This is a genomic window from Chroococcidiopsis sp. CCNUC1, assembly GCF_023546805.1.
GTDB lineage: Bacteria > Cyanobacteriota > Cyanobacteriia > Cyanobacteriales > Chroococcidiopsidaceae > Chroococcidiopsis > Chroococcidiopsis thermalis.
The window spans coordinates 1727636-1745696 of the sequence record NZ_CP097480.1; the positions used below are offsets into that span (position 1 = coordinate 1727636).

Below are 18061 nucleotides of genomic sequence, written 5' to 3' on the forward strand. Positions count from 1 at the left end.
CAGTTACCAGTTATCAGTTACCAGTTACCAGTTATTAGTTATCAGTTACCCAGATTTCTTTGTTACGGTCACTGGTCGCTGTTCGCTGGTCACTGGTTACTGGTTACTGGTCACTGTTTCAAGCGGCTTGTAGTCCGTAGGCGGATAGACGCATGATGTCACGGGTGGAGAAGCCAATATTGGCAAGGGTTTCACCGTATTGGATCATGAAGTCTTCCACCAAAGCATCTTTTTCCATGCCTAAAACCCGAGCATCATCCTCGACTTTATTCAGCATTTGCCAGACAATCGGGAGATTTTGGCGATTGGCTGCTTCTAGTTCGGCTTTGGACTGTTCAAAGTTGTCTTTCAGCCAAACTTCGCCGAAATTGAGGTGAGTATACTCGTCTTTGACAACGCCCTCGGTAATTTTACGGGCGAAGTCATCGGCACAGGGAATGTAGATGTTGTAAGCCGCGATCGCAAAACACTCAATAATCAGCGATTGGATTAACAAGCACGTCACGACTTGTCCTGCTGATGCTGCTTGTTGAAAGTTTTGATGCAGCCCAGAAAAGAACTCGCGAGCAAATTGCATATCCGGTGTAACTTGGAGATTGCGCCCGCAGGCTTCAAACCCTTTTTTGTGGCGGTTCTCCATTTTAGATAGGCGAATCAGCTCATCCTTGAGGTTCGGTAGCATTTGAGCCAAACGAATATAGTTTTCGTAGGCTTCTTGTTCCCCTTCGATCACGATCGCGTTAATGCGACTGTATGCGTCCTTATAGGTTTCGCTGTGGAAATCGATTTCGGAGGTGGCAGCAACTTGCTGCATAGTCGTTCACTCCTATTGGCGTAAATCAGCTTTGTCGATTGCGGTTGACTCTTTAGCTCTATGCATCAGCGTCAACAATAATTAAAATTAAACCTAACAAATCCCAAGGGGATCTGTTATCTATTGCAGCAAAATAGAGTCCATTTGGGAGAATATCACCTCTAGGTATAAAAGCATAGAGGAAAGCGAACAATTCATGCTTCAGAAAGATGTGAATGCCAAACATAAGAATCTCTCTATACCATCTCTTAGTTTTATAGTGCTGATACTGGGAGCGGTAATTGTCTTGCTCCCATTGGGAGTTGTCTTCCTCACATCCTTTGCACCGCCTGGCTCAACACCCGATTTGTTAACGCGATCGGGATGGACTTTGGTAAACTACCAACAAGCATGGCAGCGAGCAAATTTCTTGCTAGCATTTGCTAATTCCACGCTGGTAGCTTTAGCCGTGACTGGAATTCAAATCGTGACTTCAGCTTTAGCGGGTTATGCCTTAGCAAGATTGAAATTCCGAGGACGACAAGCATTACTGCTAGTTGTTTTGGCAACTTTGGTCATTCCATTTCAGTTATTAGTTATTCCTATCTTTCTCGTCCTCAAATGGGGACATTTAATTAATACCTATGGAGCTTTAATTCTACCTACAGCTGTAAATGGTTTTGGCATTTTCTTACTCAGGCAGTATTTTCAAACTATTCCCATAGAGTTAGAAGAAGCAGCAGCGATCGATGGGGCGAACCGCCTGCAAATCTTATGGCGGGTAATGTTGCCTTTATCTCGTCCGGCTTTGGTAACATTATTTTTGTTTACATTTATCGGTGAGTGGAACGATTTATTTAAACCGCTTGTCTTCACAACGCGCCCAGAATTGCGGACGGTTCAATTAGCACTAGCTGAGTTTCAAGAACAATTTACTAATAACTGGTCTTTAATGATGGCAGCAGTGGCGATCGCCACTTTGCCAGTCATATTAATATTTCTCATCGGACAGAAACAATTTATTCAAGGAATCGCAACGACGGGAATCAAAAATTGATGTAGAGATGTTACATGTAACATCTCTACAAAAAATTACTCCTCGGTGATTTGCAAGCGAATCGTGCGTTCGTTATCTCCCCCTAAACTAACTTCCATCACTTCGCCACCGAGGGGTTCGAGACAACTCAAAAGCGATCGCAAGTGGGGAGTACTCGCCCCCGTATCTACATACAGGCGATCGGCTAAACTACCAATCCGCTTCCAAGTACCGTAAAGTTTAGCTATGGTTTGTTCTAACTGCGATGCCTGATTTACCAAGTCAGCCGCGACGTTAATACAGCCTACTCGAATTGCTTCCTGAATCGCCCGTTCTAAGTCTACATCGTCATTGTTTAGGGCTTGGACGGTCGTAGCAGCATTAATATATTTGGACAGGTACTTTGCTTCCGTTGTCACTTCTTTAATTGTGTCTACGTCAGGATTTGCTGCAATTTCCCGCTGTAACTCTTTTTGGTGAGACTCTGGTAATTTTTCCATTTCTTTCACCAGAGGCGCAAGATAGCGGGGCGGAAGCGCGTTTTCTGAAGCTTTCACTTTAACGGGTTCGGGGAGGAGTTCGGACGACATCGCCATCCACTCATCTGATAGCTGACGCACTTCACGACGGGTAATGCGATCGCCTCGTTTCGCTGCATCGGTGACTAATTGTTGAATTTCTGGTTCCGCTTTTGCAGTTTCGATAAACGCTCGTTTACTAAAGCATCTTACGGCATTGGGGTCTAAATGCCCTTGTTCTACTAGCGTATCGGCGCTGTTAGCTAACTCGATTAAGGAGTATGCTTGACTTTTACTAATTTCCCGCGCCTTCAACCAGTTGAGAAAACCACTCCCACGGGCATCTCCTTGTTTTTTCTCGCGATCGCGCACTGCCCTTAAAATTCTGCCCCGCCAGATTTCTGTCTGTAGATCGAAGCGATCGCAAACTAGCCAAGCATTGTCTAGCTGCTGCTGAAAATCATGTTCCGAAATTTCTTCGTCTTCAGGATCGGGCAGTTCAAAATTTAGATCGATTGACTCTGCTAAGACAGCAGCTAAGTCGTCAGTAGAATCGGAGGATTGCAGCATGAGAAGGCGAACGATCTGGTCATAGACCGTTTATTATTGCACGACCAGCCAAGCATGAATAGCTCGTATTCCCCTTTCCTTTCATCTGCGTCGCGCTAACTGTTGAAAGGCAAATCAGGACGACGAAACCAGTTTCGATCGACCCACTCAGCTTTGAACTTGCCTCTCGTCAACTTTTCTACCAAATTCGGGGTATGGGGACCTGGCAAAATATTAACCCCCATTCTACTTTTTGCCTTGTAAGCGGGTATAATCGACAACATTATTAATATGGTAGCGATCGCTACTTGTTGTTTTTTGATCATAAAAGTTGACAATATTCATTACTTTATTAAGTTTAAGTATACAGTAAGATTAGCTTTAATAAGTATAAATAAGAACTATTGAATGAATTTTCTACTTAGATGCCAGACAGCATCTATCAGAGGAAACACCTATAGAGACGATGAAGCCTCACATAGAGTTCCTTCAATTGGAATCTATCCAATTCCAGAAAACGATCTATGTTGCCTATCCTCAGAAGATATTTGGAACTCGATAGTTAAGTTGTTGAGGCACGATCGCCGACCTTGTTTTACAACGAACTCTACCAACTAGGCGATGTGCCTGGAGCCAAGATTAGAGAGAATCGAAACCAGGAATTTAGAAAATTGCGATCGCAGCTACTTAACCTACATTAGTAAGCGATCGCGCTAAAACATCGAGCCGAAAAATAGTATGCTTCGATCTGGTAGCTGCCACCGTCACCTAGACTAAAGGCAGCACGTTCACTTGACTGTTATAGGAGGATAGGCTATTGACCGATCGTAACAACCCATCCTCGACCCTGCAAAACTTCTCCCGTAGAGAATTACGCAACCTTGTACGTACTCAACTGCTAGCCCTACTGGAACAGGGAGACTTACAGGGAGCTAAAGCCATTTTGGTTCCGGTACAGCCTGCTGATATCGCCGAAGCCATTGAAGGCTTACCCGAACCAATGCAAGTACTCGCCTTTCGCTTGCTTTCTAAAGGCGAGGCGATCGAAGTTTACGAATATCTCGACCATAGCGTACAAGAAGCACTCGTTCAAGAATTCAAGCGCCAAGACGTGATCGATATCGTGGATAAAATGTCGCCAGACGATCGCGCCCGCTTATTCGACGAACTCCCCGCTAAAATTGTCAATCGCTTGCTAGAACAACTCAGCCCTTCCGAACGGCAAGCCACCGCTTTACTGTTAGGCTACGAAACGGGAACAGCAGGGCGGATCATGACCCCAGAGTTAATCTCTCTGAAAGAGGGAATGACCGTCACGCAAGCCCTGGAACGCATTCGCTATTTAGCTAAAAATACAGAAACTATTTACTACCTTTACGTCACCGATGCAGCGAGAAGGCTGACGGGAACCTTATCTTTACGTGATTTAGTCACTGCCGATCCGCAAGAAACGATTGGCGAAATTATGACCCGCGATGCTATCTGCGTGCATACAGATACCGATCAAGAAGAAGTAGCTAGATTAATTCAGCGTTACGACTTTCTCGCTGTCCCAGTCGTCGATCGCGAACAGCGACTTGTAGGCATCGTTACTGTAGATGACGTAATTGATATTATTCAACAGGAAACAACAGAGGATATCTACGCTTTAGGTGGAGGCGTGCAGTCAGGGGGCGATGGCTATTTTCAAAGTAATTTATTTTCCATTGCTCGCAAGCGAGTTGTTTGGTTATTTGTCTTGCTAATTACAAATACCGTGACAGGCACAATTATCAAAGCTGAAGAAGAGATTTTACAAAAAGTCGTGACACTGGCAGCATTTATCCCACTACTAACGGGGACTGGTGGTAACGTAGGAGCGCAGTCTTCAACTGTCGTGATTCGCGGGATGAATACCGATGAGATTAGGGCGTTAGGACCAGCACAAGTCATTGTCAGAGAAGCACTGGCTGGATTGTTACTCGGTTCTATGTTGGGAACGATCGCTACTATTTGGGCTTTTTTCCTACAAGGAAACTTATCGGTAGCGATCGCCGTGGGAGTTAGTCTTGTCGCAATTTCTGTTTTGGCTTCTGTTTCCGGTTCTGCACTACCATTTTTATTTCGCTTACTAGGCTTAGATCCAGCTTTGATGTCAGCGCCGTTTATCACAACCGCAGTTGACGTATTAGGAGTTTTGATTTATTTCAACTTGGCAAGAGTCATTTTACGGGTCTAAAATTCCCAGTTTCTAACCCCCGCTCACAGTTCCGAAGCACTATCGGGTGCAACAATTTCCCCTTTACCCATTTGAAGAATCATCTCGTCATCGGTAATGAGTTCGCTCAGTTCCTTCACTTGTAAATTCATGCTTTCGCAGGCTTGCTTGAGCGCTTGTGAAAAACCATTTAAATCTTCACCAAAACCGCACTGACGGGCAGCAGTTTCAATTCCCTGCTTAGCGTTTGCTCTCGCACAGTCAACTAATTCAGTACCTTGCAGTGGTGTAGGTGATGCCATATTTTAATTACTACTGTCTCGGTATTTTTTGTTAAAGTAGCAAATCTGTGGATATGGCTGCATCTTTCCTAAGTCAGTTGTTAGTTGTTAGGGAGCAGGGAGCAGGGAGCAGAGAGCAGGGAGAGAAGATGAATTTCTAACTTTTGACTTCTAACTTCCGACTTCTCCTATTGCCAATACTTCACCGCAGCGTAGGCAAGGGTGACGACACCAGTAACGATCGCGGCTTCGTTCACTTCAAATTGAGGATGGTGCAGGGGATAGTTCGTGCGATCTTCGTATCCCACCCCTAAGCGGAACATAGCACCAGGAGCGTGTTCGAGATAGCGTGAAAAGTCTTCTGCACCAAGAGAAGGTTCGGTTAAAACTAAAACGCGATCGCTTCCCCAAGCCTCTTCTGCGGCTGTTTGTAAAATTTGGGATAGACCAATATTATTTTGCACCCCTGGTACTCCTGGGCGATAGCTCATTTCGTATTGCGCTCCGTAGGAGTGGCAAATATTCGCAACAATTTTTTCGATCCACCCAGGTAGATTAGTCCGGGTTTCGGGATGGAGCGATCGCACGCTGCCAAGTAATTTTACTTGGTCGGCAATGACGTTTGGCGCTCTACCACCTGTAATCTGTCCGATGCTCAATACCACTGGACGCAAAGGGTTTTGCGTGCGGCTGATGGCTTGTTGCAGGGTGGTAATGACTTGCGCGGCGATCCAAATAGCATCGATCGCTTCGTGGGGTCGCGCCCCATGCCCCGATTCACCGATAATAGTAATTTCTAACTCGTCTGCTGCTGCTGTTAGCGCCCCATAGCGAATACCTACCTTTCCGGCGGGAATGGAAGGGAAGACGTGTACGGATAGAATTGCCGAGACATTTTCCATCACCCCGTCAGCAATCATCCAACTAGCTCCTTGAGCAGTTTCTTCTGCTGGCTGGAACAACAGCCGCACGTTACCTGGTAACTGGGATGCTAGTTCGGAAAGAACCATAGCAGTTCCAAGTCCTACGGTGGTGTGGACATCGTGTCCGCAGGCGTGCATCACACCTGTCGCTCTGGAAGTAAATTCTAATCCCGTGCGTTCGTTGATGGGTAGTGCATCCATGTCGGTACGAATTGCCAATAAGCGGCGATCGCTACCATGTCCCTGCACTTCTCCTAATACACCAGTTTTCCCAACCGCCTCTTTTACATGAACTCCACTAGACGAAAGGACACCAGCAACATAAGCAGATGTGTGATACTCTTGACCGCTTAATTCTGGATGACTGTGGAGATGGCGGCGAATTTCAATTAAACGCGGCGCTAACTTTAGGGCTATGTCTTTTATTTGGGTAAGCATTGACTATTTATATATATAATCAACTTTCCCCCATCATAAATAAGATAAGACGAGCAGTTCGTGACTACTTGAGCAGATATATACAGATTCAACAGTCAAATTGTGTCTGAGAGGAAATATTATGTGACGATCTGCTGACATGCCTTGACGTTTGGCAATCGCACTTTGATTTATCGATCGATAGATGAATAGGTTTACTGCACGCCTGGGCAGTAGTACTGTGTAGCTAGTTTATTGACGATTTCCGAATTGACCTCATCTGCTTTGGCTTCATGCTCTTCCGATTGAGCTTCTTGAATTTCCTCTAGGGTAATTCCGGCTTCTAAGTCGTTACAAACACCTTTTGCGGCTGCGATATTAGCTTCTGGAGATTGCTGAATATTAGCGATCAAGTTATCGCGTACGTCAGCGTGCGTCATGGCTTGCTGTTTGTAAGCTTCAATAAATGCTTTGTCTAGAGCTGCGATTGTCGATTTTGTAGCTTTTTCAGCACATAGGGATTGAGATAAGTCCAGCACGTCCCCCGCACCAGTCGTAACGAAGCAGAGGTAATCTGGTTCGGAGGCAAAAGCTTGAAATTGGAAACCAGAAACTAGAGCAATAGCAGCAGCAGCGATGGTTGCATTGAGGCGGAAGTTCATAACGTTACCAAGATAGATTTCTATATTTGTTATGCCCAACCTTGGTGACGATCTAACAGAATTATAAAAAAAATCTTAAATTTTTTCGTGTTTTTTTAAGATTACTCCAAACCTTGACTCAGACTAGGTTTCTGAAACCAAACTTTTTCTAAAAAGATCCTTAAGAGAATTCAGAGCTGGCTGCATCTGGGCTCTAGCAACAAAGGGGAAGCTCGGCAATCTTTTCTACCTTGAGATAGAAAAATATCAGATACCGAGAATGTACGGTATCGTATCTCATTTCAGATTTTATTTAGTTTTAAAGTAGGTTTTAACATAGCGGATTGATAGGTAAAGCTACTGGACTTTAGCGGCGATCGCTAAATCTACATAAACTTTATATGTACATCAACTTAGAAGCCGATCTATATCGGCACAAGATAGCGCAAGATAGCAAATTATGCCTCATTGCCTAGATCGAGAAGCACAGGTAGGGACACATAGCTATATGCCCCTCACATATTTTGATATCAGTAGGTTACGCTTCATCCTCGGCGGAGACTTCGATCTCTTCTTCCTTGTAGTCTGGCTCTAGATTGGCGGGGCGATCTTGATTGAGCCGATTAATCAGCGACAGCACTCTTGTTCCTCTTTCAATCGAACGATCTTCGTGAAATACAACTTCTGGAGTGCGGCGGAGACGGATTCTTTGCCCTAACTCTCGGCGAACGTACCCTGTGGCTGACTTTAAGCCTGCCATAGTTTGCTCTCTAGCATCGTCTGAACCATATATTGATACGTAGATCTTGGCGTGTTGTAGATCGCCGGATACGTCTACATCGGTAACGCTAACCATACCTACACCGACTCGATCGTCTTTGATGCCATTTAATAGCATCTGACTTACCTCGCGTTTGATTAATTCAGCAACGCGATCCACGCGGCGACTTGTAGCCATAACAATAACCCTTCCTCATACTTGAATCAAATCAGTAGAGCCAGCCAATGGTTCTACCCAACTTTTCTAGTCTATTAGCTATTGCAAGAAGGCAGCAGGCAAAAGATTATAATACTGATTCCATTTGCTTTATTAAGTTGGCGATCGGCTATACGCTTATTCTCGCGTTACTTCGCTATTTTATGACGGGCTTAAGCCCAACATAGCGCGGAGGGTAAATAGGACGAACAAAGATAACCCAACAAACATACCGACGATCGCGATCGCGGTTGTGGGACGCTTGAATAGGGGAGTCAATGGAGATATGGCGTTTAAGAAAATCCCCAAGACGATTGTGACAAAGTAGCGGGGGTAGCGAGAGACGTTTTCCCAGAAGCCATCAAACATTTGATTTGTAAGCCTTGTCTAGCTGTTAAATTTTTTTCATGTGAATTACGTTTATTCTATAGCAATTTGTTATTGGTCATTCGTGAGTGGCTGGTGGCTGGTAGCTAGTGGCTTGACTCAATTCTTGTCACCAGCCACGCTTTCACTAGCCACTGATAACTTTGTACAGAGATTACATGTAACGTCTCTAGACTGATAACTGATAACTGTTCACTACTCAATTCTTTGAATGCTACGTCAGTCACTCCAGTTAAGCCTTCCGCGTCCGTTTTTAAAATGGGCGGGTGGTAAAAGCCAGTTGATTTCTCAATATATTCCTTACTTTCCTCAAAAATTTGCTACGTACTACGAGCCATTTTTGGGAGGAGGGGCAGTCTTTTTTTACTTGTATGGAGTGGCTAGAAACGATAAACCGACACAAAAGTTTCCAGCAGTACTGACAGATATTAATCCTGAATTGGTCAATGTGTATTGTTGCGTGCGCGATCGCGTTGAGGAATTAATCGAGTTGTTGGCACGGCATCAAGAACAGCACGATCGCGATTATTATTATCGGGTGCGATCGCAGTTCACAGGAACGCCTGTGGAAATGGCAGCGCGATTAATTTATCTGAATAAAACTTGTTTTAACGGTTTATACCGTGAAAACTCTAAAGGAGAGTTTAATGTCCCAATGGGAAAATACAAAAATCCTACTATTTGTAATGCAGAGTTATTGCGTTTAGTTTCAGTCTCTCTTCAATCTGTAGTCATAGAGGTTAGACCTTTTGATGCTATTTTAGATTTTGCTAAAACGCCAGAGGATTTTGTTTATTTCGATCCACCCTACCATCCCTTGAGCGATACTAGTAACTTTACAGGTTATAGTCGTTACTCTTTTAACGAAAAAGATCAGATTAGATTGAGAGATACATTTGCAGAATTAGCTCGGCGTGGGGTTAAGGTCATGTTATCTAATTCCGATTGTTCTTTCATTCAAGAATTGTATCAAGATTTTAAAATTCACAAAGTTTTAGCAGCCAGAGCTATTAATTCTAAAGCTGAGAGAAGAGGAAAAATTAATGAGTTATTGGTAACTTCATATTAAAGATGATTGTTAGCCCAAGCAATAAAACTAGAGAGTGTATGAACTGCTAATAAATTACTATTTATAGTAACTTGTGCGTTTAGCCAAGCAATTGCTCCTGGTTTCATTCCTCCACCGTCAATTAACACAACGGCTGGCGCAGGATAGCAAGTTAGCACATTTAGGTTGACGTAAGGTAGTTTTTCATCAACTGAGCCACCAGATTGCTGCCATTTACACTCAATTATTAGACCGGAGGGAATTGTAGTAGAACCAATTATATAAAAGTCTACATAAATATCAGTACCATATATTCCTTGTCCTATGTAAACCTGTCTTGCATATCTTTTAGATAGATTAGTTGAGCTGAGCAGGCTTTGCAAGAGTTTTTTTCTCTGTAATTTCTTATCTACTTGAACGTATCCGTGTGCTAATAAAGTTGCTTCAACATTTTTTCTAACACATTACCTGATTTATTTGCTCTACCACCTTGTGTCATTTTTATCCTGAATCTAGATTTGTAAGTCTTCTACAATTTATGATTCCCATGTAAAAGCTCTAATTATCAAACTGAGTCTAACTACAAAAATATAAAGACACAACGCAACTACTAGAAATTACGGAATCTCAGCTTTTTCTTGAACAATCCTTCTCAAGATAGAGGAATAGCATGAAAGAGATCCCTTCTGGGGATAGAGTGACTCGTTTGATTTCAGGGATTATGCTGATTTTGTCTAAACTCAAGTATCAAATAAAACATTAGATAACTTGAAAGGAGTTTTATTGAAATCATGTCTAATCTAAACCCAGGTAATAGCTATAACCGTGAAGTGCGTCAAGAGTCTTATCAAGATGCTAACGGTAACACCCATGTTAATGTGACAAAGACAACTGAATCTAATGATTCTTATCAGCATGGCTACGTACACGGTCGAGTTGCAGAGCGCAGCACTCAAGAGAGAGCATCAACTGTAAGAGATAATGAAAATGCGGCACGAGGTCTGCTTTTGGGAATTCTGCTGACAACAATTGCAGCTTTGAGTGCGGGAGTTATTTGGTATTTGAATCAATCTCCTCAAGCATCTACATCGACACCACAACCCGTTCTCGTTCCCGTACCTAGCGACAAACCAAACACAGAATCTTCTACGGTCGATCGCAGTTCGGAAAAACAAACAATTATTGAGAGAATTAAGGAAGTACCAGTTCCAGTTCTGCAACCCCCAGCATCTACTCCACAGCAGAACGAAAATATGACAACTCCCGCTCCTACACAGCCTGAAACTGAAGCTGAAACAACTCAACCTCAACAGAATAACAGTGCTACTACCGAATCTCAAACACCATCTGCTGAGGGTACGTTAGGTCAAGATACAACTACAAGCGAAAGTTCTTCTCAGTAGACAATAGTAAGGTGGGCAATGCCCACCCCACGGTTAAATTTTTTCAAAATGTTCGACTACTGGAAATGGATCGTAAAAGTGGTGTAATAGTTTTTTCCATTGTTGATATTCAGGAGACTTTCTAAATTCAACTGTATGAGCTTCTAACGTCTTCCACTTAACAAGTAATAAATATTTTCCTTTAATTTCTATACATTTATGTAATTCGTGGGATAAATACCCATTCATAGCCGAAATAATTCTGGAAGCCTGTTTGAAAGTTGCTTCAAAATCGCTTTCCATTCCCAACTTGACACTCAGCATTACTGCCTCAAGAATCATAAAATACCTCCCAGGAAACTAGCTAATAATACAGTTTTTGTACTAAATAGCATATATGTAAATACTTATAAACTAAGTCAAGAGGAGGTAAGAATGCGGCTGATTGCAGGGTGTCAAATTACATATGAAGTCAACGCGCCAACTCCACTCATTTTCATGCTTAGACCTCGCAGTGGATTGGGACAATGGGTGATGCGAGAGGAATACATCATCGAACCCAGCGCACAAGTTATAGAGTATACCGATAGTTATGGTAATTTGTGTCAGCGGATGGTAGCGCCTCCAGGTTCATTTCAGGTACAAACTACAGCTGAAGTAGACACCGCAGATAAAATTGATACTCAACCAGGCGCGCCGTATGTGTTGGTACAGGATTTACCGGAAAGTACGCTGCAATTTCTGTTACCCAGTCGCTATTGTCAAGCAGATTGCTTGGGAGATTTAGCAAATGAGATTGCTGGCAATGCTGCACCTGGATACGATCAAGTAGAGGCGATTCGCAGTTGGATTCAGCAAAATATAGAATATCGCTACGGTACGAGCGATGCTTCTACTTCTGCTGTGGATACAGCCGAGCAAAAAGTAGGGGTCTGTCGCGATTTTACCCATTTGGGTATCGCCTTAAGCCGCAGTTTGAATATTCCGGCGCGGATGGTAGTAGGATATCTTTACGAGTTAGATCCGATGGATCTGCACGCATGGTTTGAAGCGTTTGTAGGTGGACGTTGGTATACGTTTGATGCTACCCAAAAAGAACCAAGGGGTAATAGAATTGCGATCGCCTACGGACGAGATGCGGCTGATGTTGCCTTAGTTACCCAATTTGGTGCAGTACAATTGAAGAATATGAAAGTTTGGGTAGATAAAGCTAATACCTAAAACCCTACTCCCCACTCCCTAAGCTCATGGAATGGAAAGAAATTGCTGGGAACTGGGTTTTAGTTCCCCACAAGCAAATCGGGATCGTGCATTTTTTAGGCGGTGCGTTTGTCGCCACTGCACCTCAATTGACGTATCGCTGGCTCTTAGAACAACTCGCTGAGGAAAATTACGTTGTCGTTGCTACGCCGTTTGTCAACACTCTAGATCATACCGCGATCGCCCGCTCGGTACTGAATGGGTTTGAAAATGCGATCGGACAACTTTACGCTAAATCCCTCCTGCGCAGCCGCTATTTACCAATTTACGGCGTGGGGCATAGTATGGGGTGTAAACTCCATCTATTGATTGGCAGTCTGTTCAATGTCGAACGCGCTGGTAATATCCTCATTTCTTTCAATAATTATGCGGCGCGAGATGCTATCCCCTTGGTACAGCAGTTGAATTTTAATCCGGGCTTCTCTGTCGAGTTTACCCCTTCTCCTCTGGAAACCAATACTCTGTTGCAAACTCGTTACGAGGTTCGCCGCAACTTAGCGATCAAGTTTACCAATGACACGATCGATCAGTCTGAAGCTTTGGTGAAGTTGCTGCATCAACGCTTTCCTGGGATGGTGACATTAAAAACCCTCAGCGGTACTCATACCACGCCTTTAAGTCAAGACCTACAATGGCAAACTGGTTCTAACTTTACACCTCTCGATGCAGTAGGACAGTGGTTTAAGCAAGAGTTTTCTCGCGATTTAAGACAGCTAAGACAAACAATCGTACAGTGGCTTAATCCCGTTTCTATGTTGTGATGGCGATCGAGCGTGTAGAAATACTATAGATTCGATCGCGCCTCTGTTGCATACATATAAAGTCAGTTAAATTCAGCTTTTTTAAACACGTATAAAATTATTGTCTATACTTAATTGTGTTTCCACCTAGCGACAGAGGAATTAAAGTTATGCAGTTCTTAACTTATTAACATATAGGCAAATTGCTCCTACATTACAGCAGTATTTATCTCTAAACCAGCGCACAGATATGCAAATTTTACTTACGCCACCATAATAGTAATTTTATAAGTTGGAATAACTCTAGTCATATATACCTGACATACAGAGTTAAAAATGTTGTGAATTGATATATTACCTAAGCTCGATCGCACAAGATTTGTAGCTATAGAATTGCACTCTACAATACGAATTTAAGCTAACTCAGAGCTTTGCAACTCACACGAACAGAGTTGACTTGTCAGCCTATCAATTTTAAGTTTCAAGTACATTATTGCTGATATAGCAATCCTATTTGATTCATGAACGTGGAGTAGGCTTCTAGCCTGCCGCAGGCTAGAAGCCTACTTTAAAAATCATTTAGAACTGCTATAGATACATTCTTTAACATCGCTGGGTTTCTGATATTAGCGATCTAGAAGTATAGCCATTTTAACCAGGTATAAGGAGATGGATTGTGAGCCAATTTGATAGTATTGGACAGCTTTTTCCGCCTAAGACAAAAGGTTTTTCTGAGCAGCTCAAGAAAATATTTAATAATGGAAAACAACTGCTACCAAAGAGTTTTAAGCAATCTGCCAAGCAAGCATTAAAACCTTTATTTATGCTCAAAACAAGAGTAGAGCTACTACAGGTAGGCGTGCAGCCTTTAGCAGAAAACTGGTGTGAGAGAGGAGATAGCGCTCATCGCGTTTATTTAGATTGGTATTTACAAAAATTCACGGCAGATATTAAAGGTCATTGCCTAGAATTTCAAGACGATACTTATACATCTCGTTTTAGGGATCGGATTACCAAGCTAGATGTTTTAAACAAGGATTATATTCCAAATGCAACTATTGTTGCCGATTTAACTCAACCAAACGATCTACCTAGTAATACTTATGACTGTATCATTTGTACGTATGTCTTACACATAATTGCAGAACCAGAAAAAATCGTTTCAGAAATGCATCGTATTTTGAAGCCAGGGGGTGTATTACTGATTGCAGTACCGAATATTACAATCAATTATCCTGCCTATCCCGAATACTGGCGCTTTACAGCTCGCGGTTTGCACTACATCTTAGCTAAATCTTTTCTTGCCGAACAGATCGACATACAAACTTATGGAAATTCTCTTGTAGCTGCTGGAGAACTCCGAGGCATGGTAGCTTATGATTTTGCTAAGGCGAAATTGGAATATAACGATCCGCGTTTCCCGCTGATTGTTTGCGCGAGGGCAGTCAAATCAGAGCAATAATATAGAGAGCGGATGCGATCGCCACAAGTAAGATTACCATTCTATCGGTTGGCGATCGCGGAAAAAGCTGCTCGTAGGTCCATCATCCGCTAAAGTTGCCAGCCACGCAATTGGTTAGAATAATTTTAATATTTTGTTTTGCTAATTGACGGCAAGTTTCTAAACCCAAACCGCGATTTGCTCCCGTCACGATCGCAACTTTTTTAACTTCGCTCATGTTTTTCTATCCTATAAAGTTTCAAAAACGTCTTAAAAAGATATTAGACTTCTGGCTAGATAAATTTTATTCATTTATTCAGAAATTCCTAATATCGCACAAGGAAGACTTGGATCTAGTTGCCGAATGACTAAACTATTTTGAGAATGACAACCTAATAGCATTATGTCTGCTGTTTCAGTCTCTACAATATTTTTGAGTTCCGTAGCTAAAGAACCAAATCGTAGATGAGCCACAAACGTACCTTTCCATGCTTCAGCTAAACATCGCGCTCGCCATAAAATTTCGTCTGCTTGTGCTAACAAAATTGTTTTAGATTTGGTTGCGAGTGCCTGAGTTCCAGAGAGAGTGGCGACAGGTGTAGATTTCTTTTGTCCCCGACGAAAAGCTTTTGAGGAACTGGAGCTATAAATTTTGGTCAGTAACTCTATTTGTACTTCATCTAAGACATAAACAACGTGAATTGTGACTTGGTTTTGAGTCGCCAAGCGAGTTTGATGAGCAATTAATAAAGCTAGATCTAACGCTGCTTGGCTGTCAGGAGAACCGTCATAACCGACAACTAAATTTAGCGATCGCTCGGATGTATTATTCTGAGTTTGATATCCAGTTGGCATCCGCAAAATCAAGTTGTGTACGTCTTGACTACCTAGAGCATTTTGCAGCCGCGCCAGAATGGGTTTGAGGTTCACAGTTTTTCCTTTGGGTAAGTGGGAGACAAGGGGAACAAAGGAGAGGGGGGGACAAGGGAGACAAGGGGACAAGGAAGAAGCTAAATCAATATACATTCTTCTATCTTCTGACTCCTGACTTCTGGCTCCTGACTTCTAATAAATTATTCGTCTTGGGTGAAATAGCGATCGAGAAAATCTAAGGCGCGATCGCGCAGTTCCACGTATTCTGTTGAATGTCGCATGGCATGGCGATCGCGGGGGTGAGGAAAGGGAACGTCGATGATTTCACCAATTTTAGCGTTGGGACCATTTGTCATCAAAACAATGCGATCGGACATATAAATTGCCTCTTCTACGTCATGAGTAATCATCATCACCGCCTGTCGCTGATGTTCCCAAATATCTAAGACTTGTCTTTGTAATTTTCCGCGAGTGAGAGCATCTAGCGCTCCGAAAGGTTCGTCCATTAGTAGCATTTTTGGACGAGTCGCTAAAGCTCGTGCAATTCCTACTCGCTGTTTCATCCCTCCCGATATTTCATCAGGATACTTATCTGCTGCCGCTGTTAAATTCACCATTGCTAAGTGTTCGTTTACAATGCTAATTTTTTCGGCACGGCTAGCATTTTTTATCACTTCATCTACTGCGAGCCTAACATTTTCCCTTACTGTTAACCACGGCAATAGGGAATATTGCTGAAACACCATCATTCTTTCTGCGCCTGGTTTGCGGATTTCTCTCCCTTCCAGCCTTACCGATCCGGCAGTAGCTTTTTCTAACCCAGCCACAATTTTCAGTAGAGTTGATTTACCGCAGCCAGAGTGACCGATAATAGAAATATACTCATCTTCCGCTATAGTCAAATCGATGCCATCGAGAACGACAAATTCACTGCCATTAGGATTACGATAAGATTTGACGAGGTTTTTAATTTCTAGGAAGTTGCGAGAATTATAGTCAAGCTCGTTTTGGTTAGGATAAAAACTTGTGGATTTGGTCATAAGATTAGAGGGAGTAGGGAGTAGGGAGTAGGGGAAATACCAACTACTAACTACTATTAACTAGACATAAAAAAAGATTTTGGGCGATTTGCTCTAATTTCAAAACTGTTGAGATATCCGACTGGATCGCTAGGATCGAAGGCTTTTTTGTCAATAAAAGCTGTGGCTGGTTCTACCTTGTAATCTTCTTTCGGGCATTCAATTCCCATTTCGGCGACGATTTCGCGGTATATGTCAGTTCTCCAGGCTTTTCGGGCTACAGCTTCGGCATTTTTGGGAACTTCTGGGATTTGTCCCCACCGTACCGATTGAGTCATCAACCACAAACTTTGAGACTGCCATAAAAAAGTGGAATGGTCGTTTGGTATTGTGGCAAGGTGAGCGGGATAATCGAAAAAGACTGTTGTTTCCGGTGCTTTGACCAGCCGCTTTTTGTCATCGAAACCACCATAGTTGTACTCTCCAACGATCGCAGCGCGGGTCAATTTCGGCTTAGCCGCAGTAAAGGAACGTTGTGAAATCACTTTAGCAACTTCCTCCCGATTTTCTGGTTTGCTGCAATACTGACAGGCTTCAACCATTGCCTTAACTAGCGATCGATATGTTTTTGGGTAGTTAGTAATAAAGCTTTCCATTACCCCCAGCAATCGATCTGGATGTCCCTGCCACACTTCTTTACCTTGGGCAAAGGTAAAACCTACACCCTCATTTCCTGTAATGGCGCGAGTGTTCCAGGGTTCGGCAACCATATAAGCTTGCATCGCCCCAATCCGCACGTTCGTCACCATCTGGGGGGGAGGAATGATAATAATCCGAAATTCTTTGGTTGGATCGACACCCGCCGCCGCCGAGAGGTAGCGGACGAAATATTCATAAATAGCAGAACTCAACACGACTGCCCAAACTCGCTTCTCTGAAGCCAGGTTGTCAAAATAATTGCGAAAATCGCGTCCGAATTCTTCTAAGTTGCCATTGTACTCCCGCCAGGGACGCAAACCCGCATCCCACATGGCGCGGTTCATTGTCATAGCGTTGCCGTGACGGTGAATTGTCATTGCCGCACATAGGGGGGCATGACGCGCGCCTTCTGCTCCTGTCCTGGCGTTGGTGACAGCACCACTGACAACGGGAGCAGCATCGGTACGTCCGAAGATGATGCCATCTCGCGAAGTTCCCCAGCTAGCTTCGCGGTTGAGTTTGACATTTAGCCCGTACTTGCGGAAAAATCCTTTCTGCCAAGCGATCGCAAATGGGGCGCAGTCGTTGACTGGTACGTAGCCTACTGTTAAATTTGGTTTTTCTAAGGTTTTCGGATCGACTATTTGTTCAATAGCTGCGGCTTCTGCTGTAAGTCCTGTGGCGCTTCTGTCGCCGCTAATCGCGCAACCACCCAGCGACATTCCCGCCGCTGTCGCGCCTATTCCTGCTAAAAACTCGCGTCGCGTCCAGTTGGTGTTCATATTAAGTGAGTGGCGCGTAATAACTAGGGTGTAGAGTGTGGGGGGGGATTGGTAGTTGGTAGTTGATAGTTGGTAGTTGCACCTGAAGCTCCCCTGCTT

General features: G+C 43.4%; 21 protein-coding genes and 1 pseudogene. 8 read left to right on the plus strand and 14 right to left on the minus strand.

The window, feature by feature from the left end; all coding sequences use genetic code 11:
• Positions 1 to 118 precede the first annotated feature (118 nt).
• The gene (locus M5J74_RS08090) at positions 119 to 814 is read right to left on the minus strand and encodes an aldehyde oxygenase (deformylating) (protein ID WP_015153626.1); all 696 of its coding nucleotides are present in this window, start codon (positions 812 to 814) and stop codon (positions 119 to 121) included.
• Between the two features lie 196 nt (positions 815 to 1010).
• Here M5J74_RS08090 and M5J74_RS08095 point away from each other — a divergent pair, with 196 nt between their 5' ends.
• A complete protein-coding gene (locus M5J74_RS08095; protein WP_106166949.1) occupies positions 1011 to 1850 on the plus strand; it encodes a carbohydrate ABC transporter permease in 840 nt (279 codons plus the stop codon).
• Between the two features lie 35 nt (positions 1851 to 1885).
• Here M5J74_RS08095 and M5J74_RS08100 read toward each other — a convergent pair whose 3' ends face one another.
• The gene (locus tag M5J74_RS08100; protein ID WP_199197420.1) at positions 1886 to 2917 is read right to left on the minus strand and encodes a hypothetical protein; all 1032 of its coding nucleotides are present in this window, start codon (positions 2915 to 2917) and stop codon (positions 1886 to 1888) included.
• A gap of 95 nt (positions 2918 to 3012) precedes the next feature.
• Complete coding sequence (locus M5J74_RS32595; RefSeq protein ID WP_256498733.1) at positions 3013 to 3141, minus strand: hypothetical protein; 129 nt, start codon at positions 3139 to 3141, stop codon at positions 3013 to 3015.
• Positions 3142 to 3713: 572 nt separating this feature from the next.
• On the opposite strand from M5J74_RS32595, the gene mgtE reads away from it, so the two are divergent.
• Positions 3714 to 5114 (plus strand): magnesium transporter, encoded by a 1401-nt coding sequence (mgtE, locus tag M5J74_RS08105; RefSeq protein ID WP_106166947.1) that lies wholly within the window; start codon positions 3714 to 3716, stop codon positions 5112 to 5114.
• A gap of 23 nt (positions 5115 to 5137) precedes the next feature.
• Here the strand turns inward: mgtE and M5J74_RS08110 are convergent, their stop codons facing one another.
• From M5J74_RS08110 to M5J74_RS08130, 5 genes are all read right to left on the minus strand, one after another.
• Positions 5138 to 5395 carry a hypothetical protein gene (locus tag M5J74_RS08110; RefSeq protein ID WP_106166946.1) on the minus strand — a complete coding sequence of 86 codons (258 nt, stop codon included), beginning with the start codon at positions 5393 to 5395 and terminating at the stop codon, positions 5138 to 5140.
• A 167-nt stretch (positions 5396 to 5562) separates the two neighbouring features.
• A complete protein-coding gene (locus M5J74_RS08115; RefSeq protein ID WP_106166945.1) occupies positions 5563 to 6735 on the minus strand; it encodes a M20 family metallopeptidase in 1173 nt (390 codons plus the stop codon).
• Between the two features lie 194 nt (positions 6736 to 6929).
• Complete coding sequence (locus M5J74_RS08120; RefSeq protein ID WP_106166944.1) at positions 6930 to 7376, minus strand: DUF732 domain-containing protein; 447 nt, start codon at positions 7374 to 7376, stop codon at positions 6930 to 6932.
• 517 nt (positions 7377 to 7893) lie between these two features.
• On the minus strand, positions 7894 to 8313 hold the full coding sequence (gene rbfA, locus M5J74_RS08125; RefSeq protein ID WP_106166943.1) for a 30S ribosome-binding factor RbfA: 420 nt from the start codon (positions 8311 to 8313) through the stop codon (positions 7894 to 7896).
• 180 nt (positions 8314 to 8493) lie between these two features.
• Positions 8494 to 8700 (minus strand): DUF751 family protein, encoded by a 207-nt coding sequence (locus M5J74_RS08130; protein ID WP_015153636.1) that lies wholly within the window; start codon positions 8698 to 8700, stop codon positions 8494 to 8496.
• Between the two features lie 229 nt (positions 8701 to 8929).
• Between M5J74_RS08130 and M5J74_RS08135 the strand changes: the two genes are divergently transcribed.
• On the plus strand, positions 8930 to 9787 hold the full coding sequence (locus M5J74_RS08135; protein ID WP_250016253.1) for a DNA adenine methylase: 858 nt from the start codon (positions 8930 to 8932) through the stop codon (positions 9785 to 9787).
• Here the strand turns inward: M5J74_RS08135 and M5J74_RS08140 are convergent.
• Positions 9784 to 10265, minus strand: a pseudogene (locus M5J74_RS08140) (PD-(D/E)XK nuclease superfamily protein). The gene M5J74_RS08135 and the pseudogene M5J74_RS08140 sit on opposite strands and share 4 nt — an antisense overlap.
• A gap of 292 nt (positions 10266 to 10557) precedes the next feature.
• On the opposite strand from M5J74_RS08140, the gene M5J74_RS08145 reads away from it, so the two are divergent.
• Positions 10558 to 11169: a hypothetical protein gene (locus M5J74_RS08145; protein WP_015153640.1), complete on the plus strand. Its 612-nt coding sequence runs from the start codon at positions 10558 to 10560 to the stop codon at positions 11167 to 11169.
• A 33-nt stretch (positions 11170 to 11202) separates the two neighbouring features.
• On the opposite strand, the gene M5J74_RS08150 is transcribed toward M5J74_RS08145, so the two are convergent.
• Positions 11203 to 11490, minus strand: a complete 288-nt coding sequence (locus tag M5J74_RS08150) for an antibiotic biosynthesis monooxygenase (protein WP_106166939.1) — start codon at positions 11488 to 11490, stop codon at positions 11203 to 11205.
• A 93-nt stretch (positions 11491 to 11583) separates the two neighbouring features.
• On the opposite strand from M5J74_RS08150, the gene M5J74_RS08155 reads away from it, so the two are divergent.
• The 3 genes from M5J74_RS08155 (at position 11584) to M5J74_RS08165 (ending at position 14610) form a co-directional block, all read left to right on the plus strand.
• Positions 11584 to 12369, plus strand: a complete 786-nt coding sequence (locus tag M5J74_RS08155; protein ID WP_106166938.1) for a transglutaminase family protein — start codon at positions 11584 to 11586, stop codon at positions 12367 to 12369.
• Between the two features lie 26 nt (positions 12370 to 12395).
• Positions 12396 to 13169: a DUF1350 family protein gene (locus M5J74_RS08160; protein WP_015153643.1), complete on the plus strand. Its 774-nt coding sequence runs from the start codon at positions 12396 to 12398 to the stop codon at positions 13167 to 13169.
• Positions 13170 to 13824: 655 nt separating this feature from the next.
• Positions 13825 to 14610, plus strand: coding sequence for a methyltransferase domain-containing protein (locus M5J74_RS08165; RefSeq protein ID WP_106166937.1), 786 nt, complete (start codon positions 13825 to 13827; stop codon positions 14608 to 14610).
• Between the two features lie 82 nt (positions 14611 to 14692).
• On the opposite strand, the gene M5J74_RS08170 is transcribed toward M5J74_RS08165, so the two are convergent.
• Positions 14693 to 14827, minus strand: coding sequence for an SDR family NAD(P)-dependent oxidoreductase (locus tag M5J74_RS08170; RefSeq protein ID WP_015153645.1), 135 nt, complete (start codon positions 14825 to 14827; stop codon positions 14693 to 14695).
• Positions 14828 to 14901: 74 nt separating this feature from the next.
• Positions 14902 to 15519 (minus strand): universal stress protein, encoded by a 618-nt coding sequence (locus tag M5J74_RS08175; RefSeq protein ID WP_015153646.1) that lies wholly within the window; start codon positions 15517 to 15519, stop codon positions 14902 to 14904.
• Between M5J74_RS08175 and M5J74_RS32600 the strand changes: the two genes are divergently transcribed.
• The gene (locus M5J74_RS32600) at positions 15509 to 15637 is read left to right on the plus strand and encodes a hypothetical protein (protein WP_256498734.1); all 129 of its coding nucleotides are present in this window, start codon (positions 15509 to 15511) and stop codon (positions 15635 to 15637) included. The genes M5J74_RS08175 and M5J74_RS32600 overlap by 11 nt on opposite strands.
• Before the next feature lie 25 nt (positions 15638 to 15662).
• Here M5J74_RS32600 and M5J74_RS08180 read toward each other — a convergent pair whose 3' ends face one another.
• Both M5J74_RS08180 and M5J74_RS08185 read right to left on the minus strand, forming a co-directional pair.
• Positions 15663 to 16502 (minus strand): ABC transporter ATP-binding protein, encoded by an 840-nt coding sequence (locus M5J74_RS08180; RefSeq protein WP_192157115.1) that lies wholly within the window; start codon positions 16500 to 16502, stop codon positions 15663 to 15665.
• A 56-nt stretch (positions 16503 to 16558) separates the two neighbouring features.
• The gene (locus M5J74_RS08185; RefSeq protein WP_106218499.1) at positions 16559 to 17962 is read right to left on the minus strand and encodes an ABC transporter substrate-binding protein; all 1404 of its coding nucleotides are present in this window, start codon (positions 17960 to 17962) and stop codon (positions 16559 to 16561) included.
• Positions 17963 to 18061: the final 99 nt, after the last annotated feature.

Excerpts from the sequence above, each read along its gene's own strand:
- M5J74_RS08090 (WP_015153626.1), bottom strand. The coding sequence starts at position 814 with ATGCAGCAAGTTGCTGCCACCTCCGAAATCGATTTCCACAGCGAAACC.
- M5J74_RS08095 (WP_106166949.1), top strand. The coding sequence starts at position 1,011 with ATGCTTCAGAAAGATGTGAATGCCAAACATAAGAATCTCTCTATACCA.
- M5J74_RS08100 (WP_199197420.1), bottom strand. The coding sequence starts at position 2,917 with ATGCTGCAATCCTCCGATTCTACTGACGACTTAGCTGCTGTCTTAGCA.
- M5J74_RS32595 (WP_256498733.1), bottom strand. The coding sequence starts at position 3,141 with ATGGGGGTTAATATTTTGCCAGGTCCCCATACCCCGAATTTGGTAGAA.
- M5J74_RS08110 (WP_106166946.1), bottom strand. The coding sequence starts at position 5,395 with ATGGCATCACCTACACCACTGCAAGGTACTGAATTAGTTGACTGTGCG.
- M5J74_RS08115 (WP_106166945.1), bottom strand. The coding sequence starts at position 6,735 with ATGCTTACCCAAATAAAAGACATAGCCCTAAAGTTAGCGCCGCGTTTA.
- M5J74_RS08120 (WP_106166944.1), bottom strand. The coding sequence starts at position 7,376 with ATGAACTTCCGCCTCAATGCAACCATCGCTGCTGCTGCTATTGCTCTA.
- rbfA (WP_106166943.1), bottom strand. The coding sequence starts at position 8,313 with ATGGCTACAAGTCGCCGCGTGGATCGCGTTGCTGAATTAATCAAACGC.
- M5J74_RS08130 (WP_015153636.1), bottom strand. The coding sequence starts at position 8,700 with ATGTTTGATGGCTTCTGGGAAAACGTCTCTCGCTACCCCCGCTACTTT.
- M5J74_RS08135 (WP_250016253.1), top strand. The coding sequence starts at position 8,930 with ATGCTACGTCAGTCACTCCAGTTAAGCCTTCCGCGTCCGTTTTTAAAA.
- M5J74_RS08145 (WP_015153640.1), top strand. The coding sequence starts at position 10,558 with ATGTCTAATCTAAACCCAGGTAATAGCTATAACCGTGAAGTGCGTCAA.
- M5J74_RS08150 (WP_106166939.1), bottom strand. The coding sequence starts at position 11,490 with ATGATTCTTGAGGCAGTAATGCTGAGTGTCAAGTTGGGAATGGAAAGC.
- M5J74_RS08155 (WP_106166938.1), top strand. The coding sequence starts at position 11,584 with ATGCGGCTGATTGCAGGGTGTCAAATTACATATGAAGTCAACGCGCCA.
- M5J74_RS08160 (WP_015153643.1), top strand. The coding sequence starts at position 12,396 with ATGGAATGGAAAGAAATTGCTGGGAACTGGGTTTTAGTTCCCCACAAG.
- M5J74_RS08170 (WP_015153645.1), bottom strand. The coding sequence starts at position 14,827 with ATGAGCGAAGTTAAAAAAGTTGCGATCGTGACGGGAGCAAATCGCGGT.
- M5J74_RS08180 (WP_192157115.1), bottom strand. The coding sequence starts at position 16,502 with ATGACCAAATCCACAAGTTTTTATCCTAACCAAAACGAGCTTGACTAT.
- M5J74_RS08185 (WP_106218499.1), bottom strand. The coding sequence starts at position 17,962 with ATGAACACCAACTGGACGCGACGCGAGTTTTTAGCAGGAATAGGCGCG.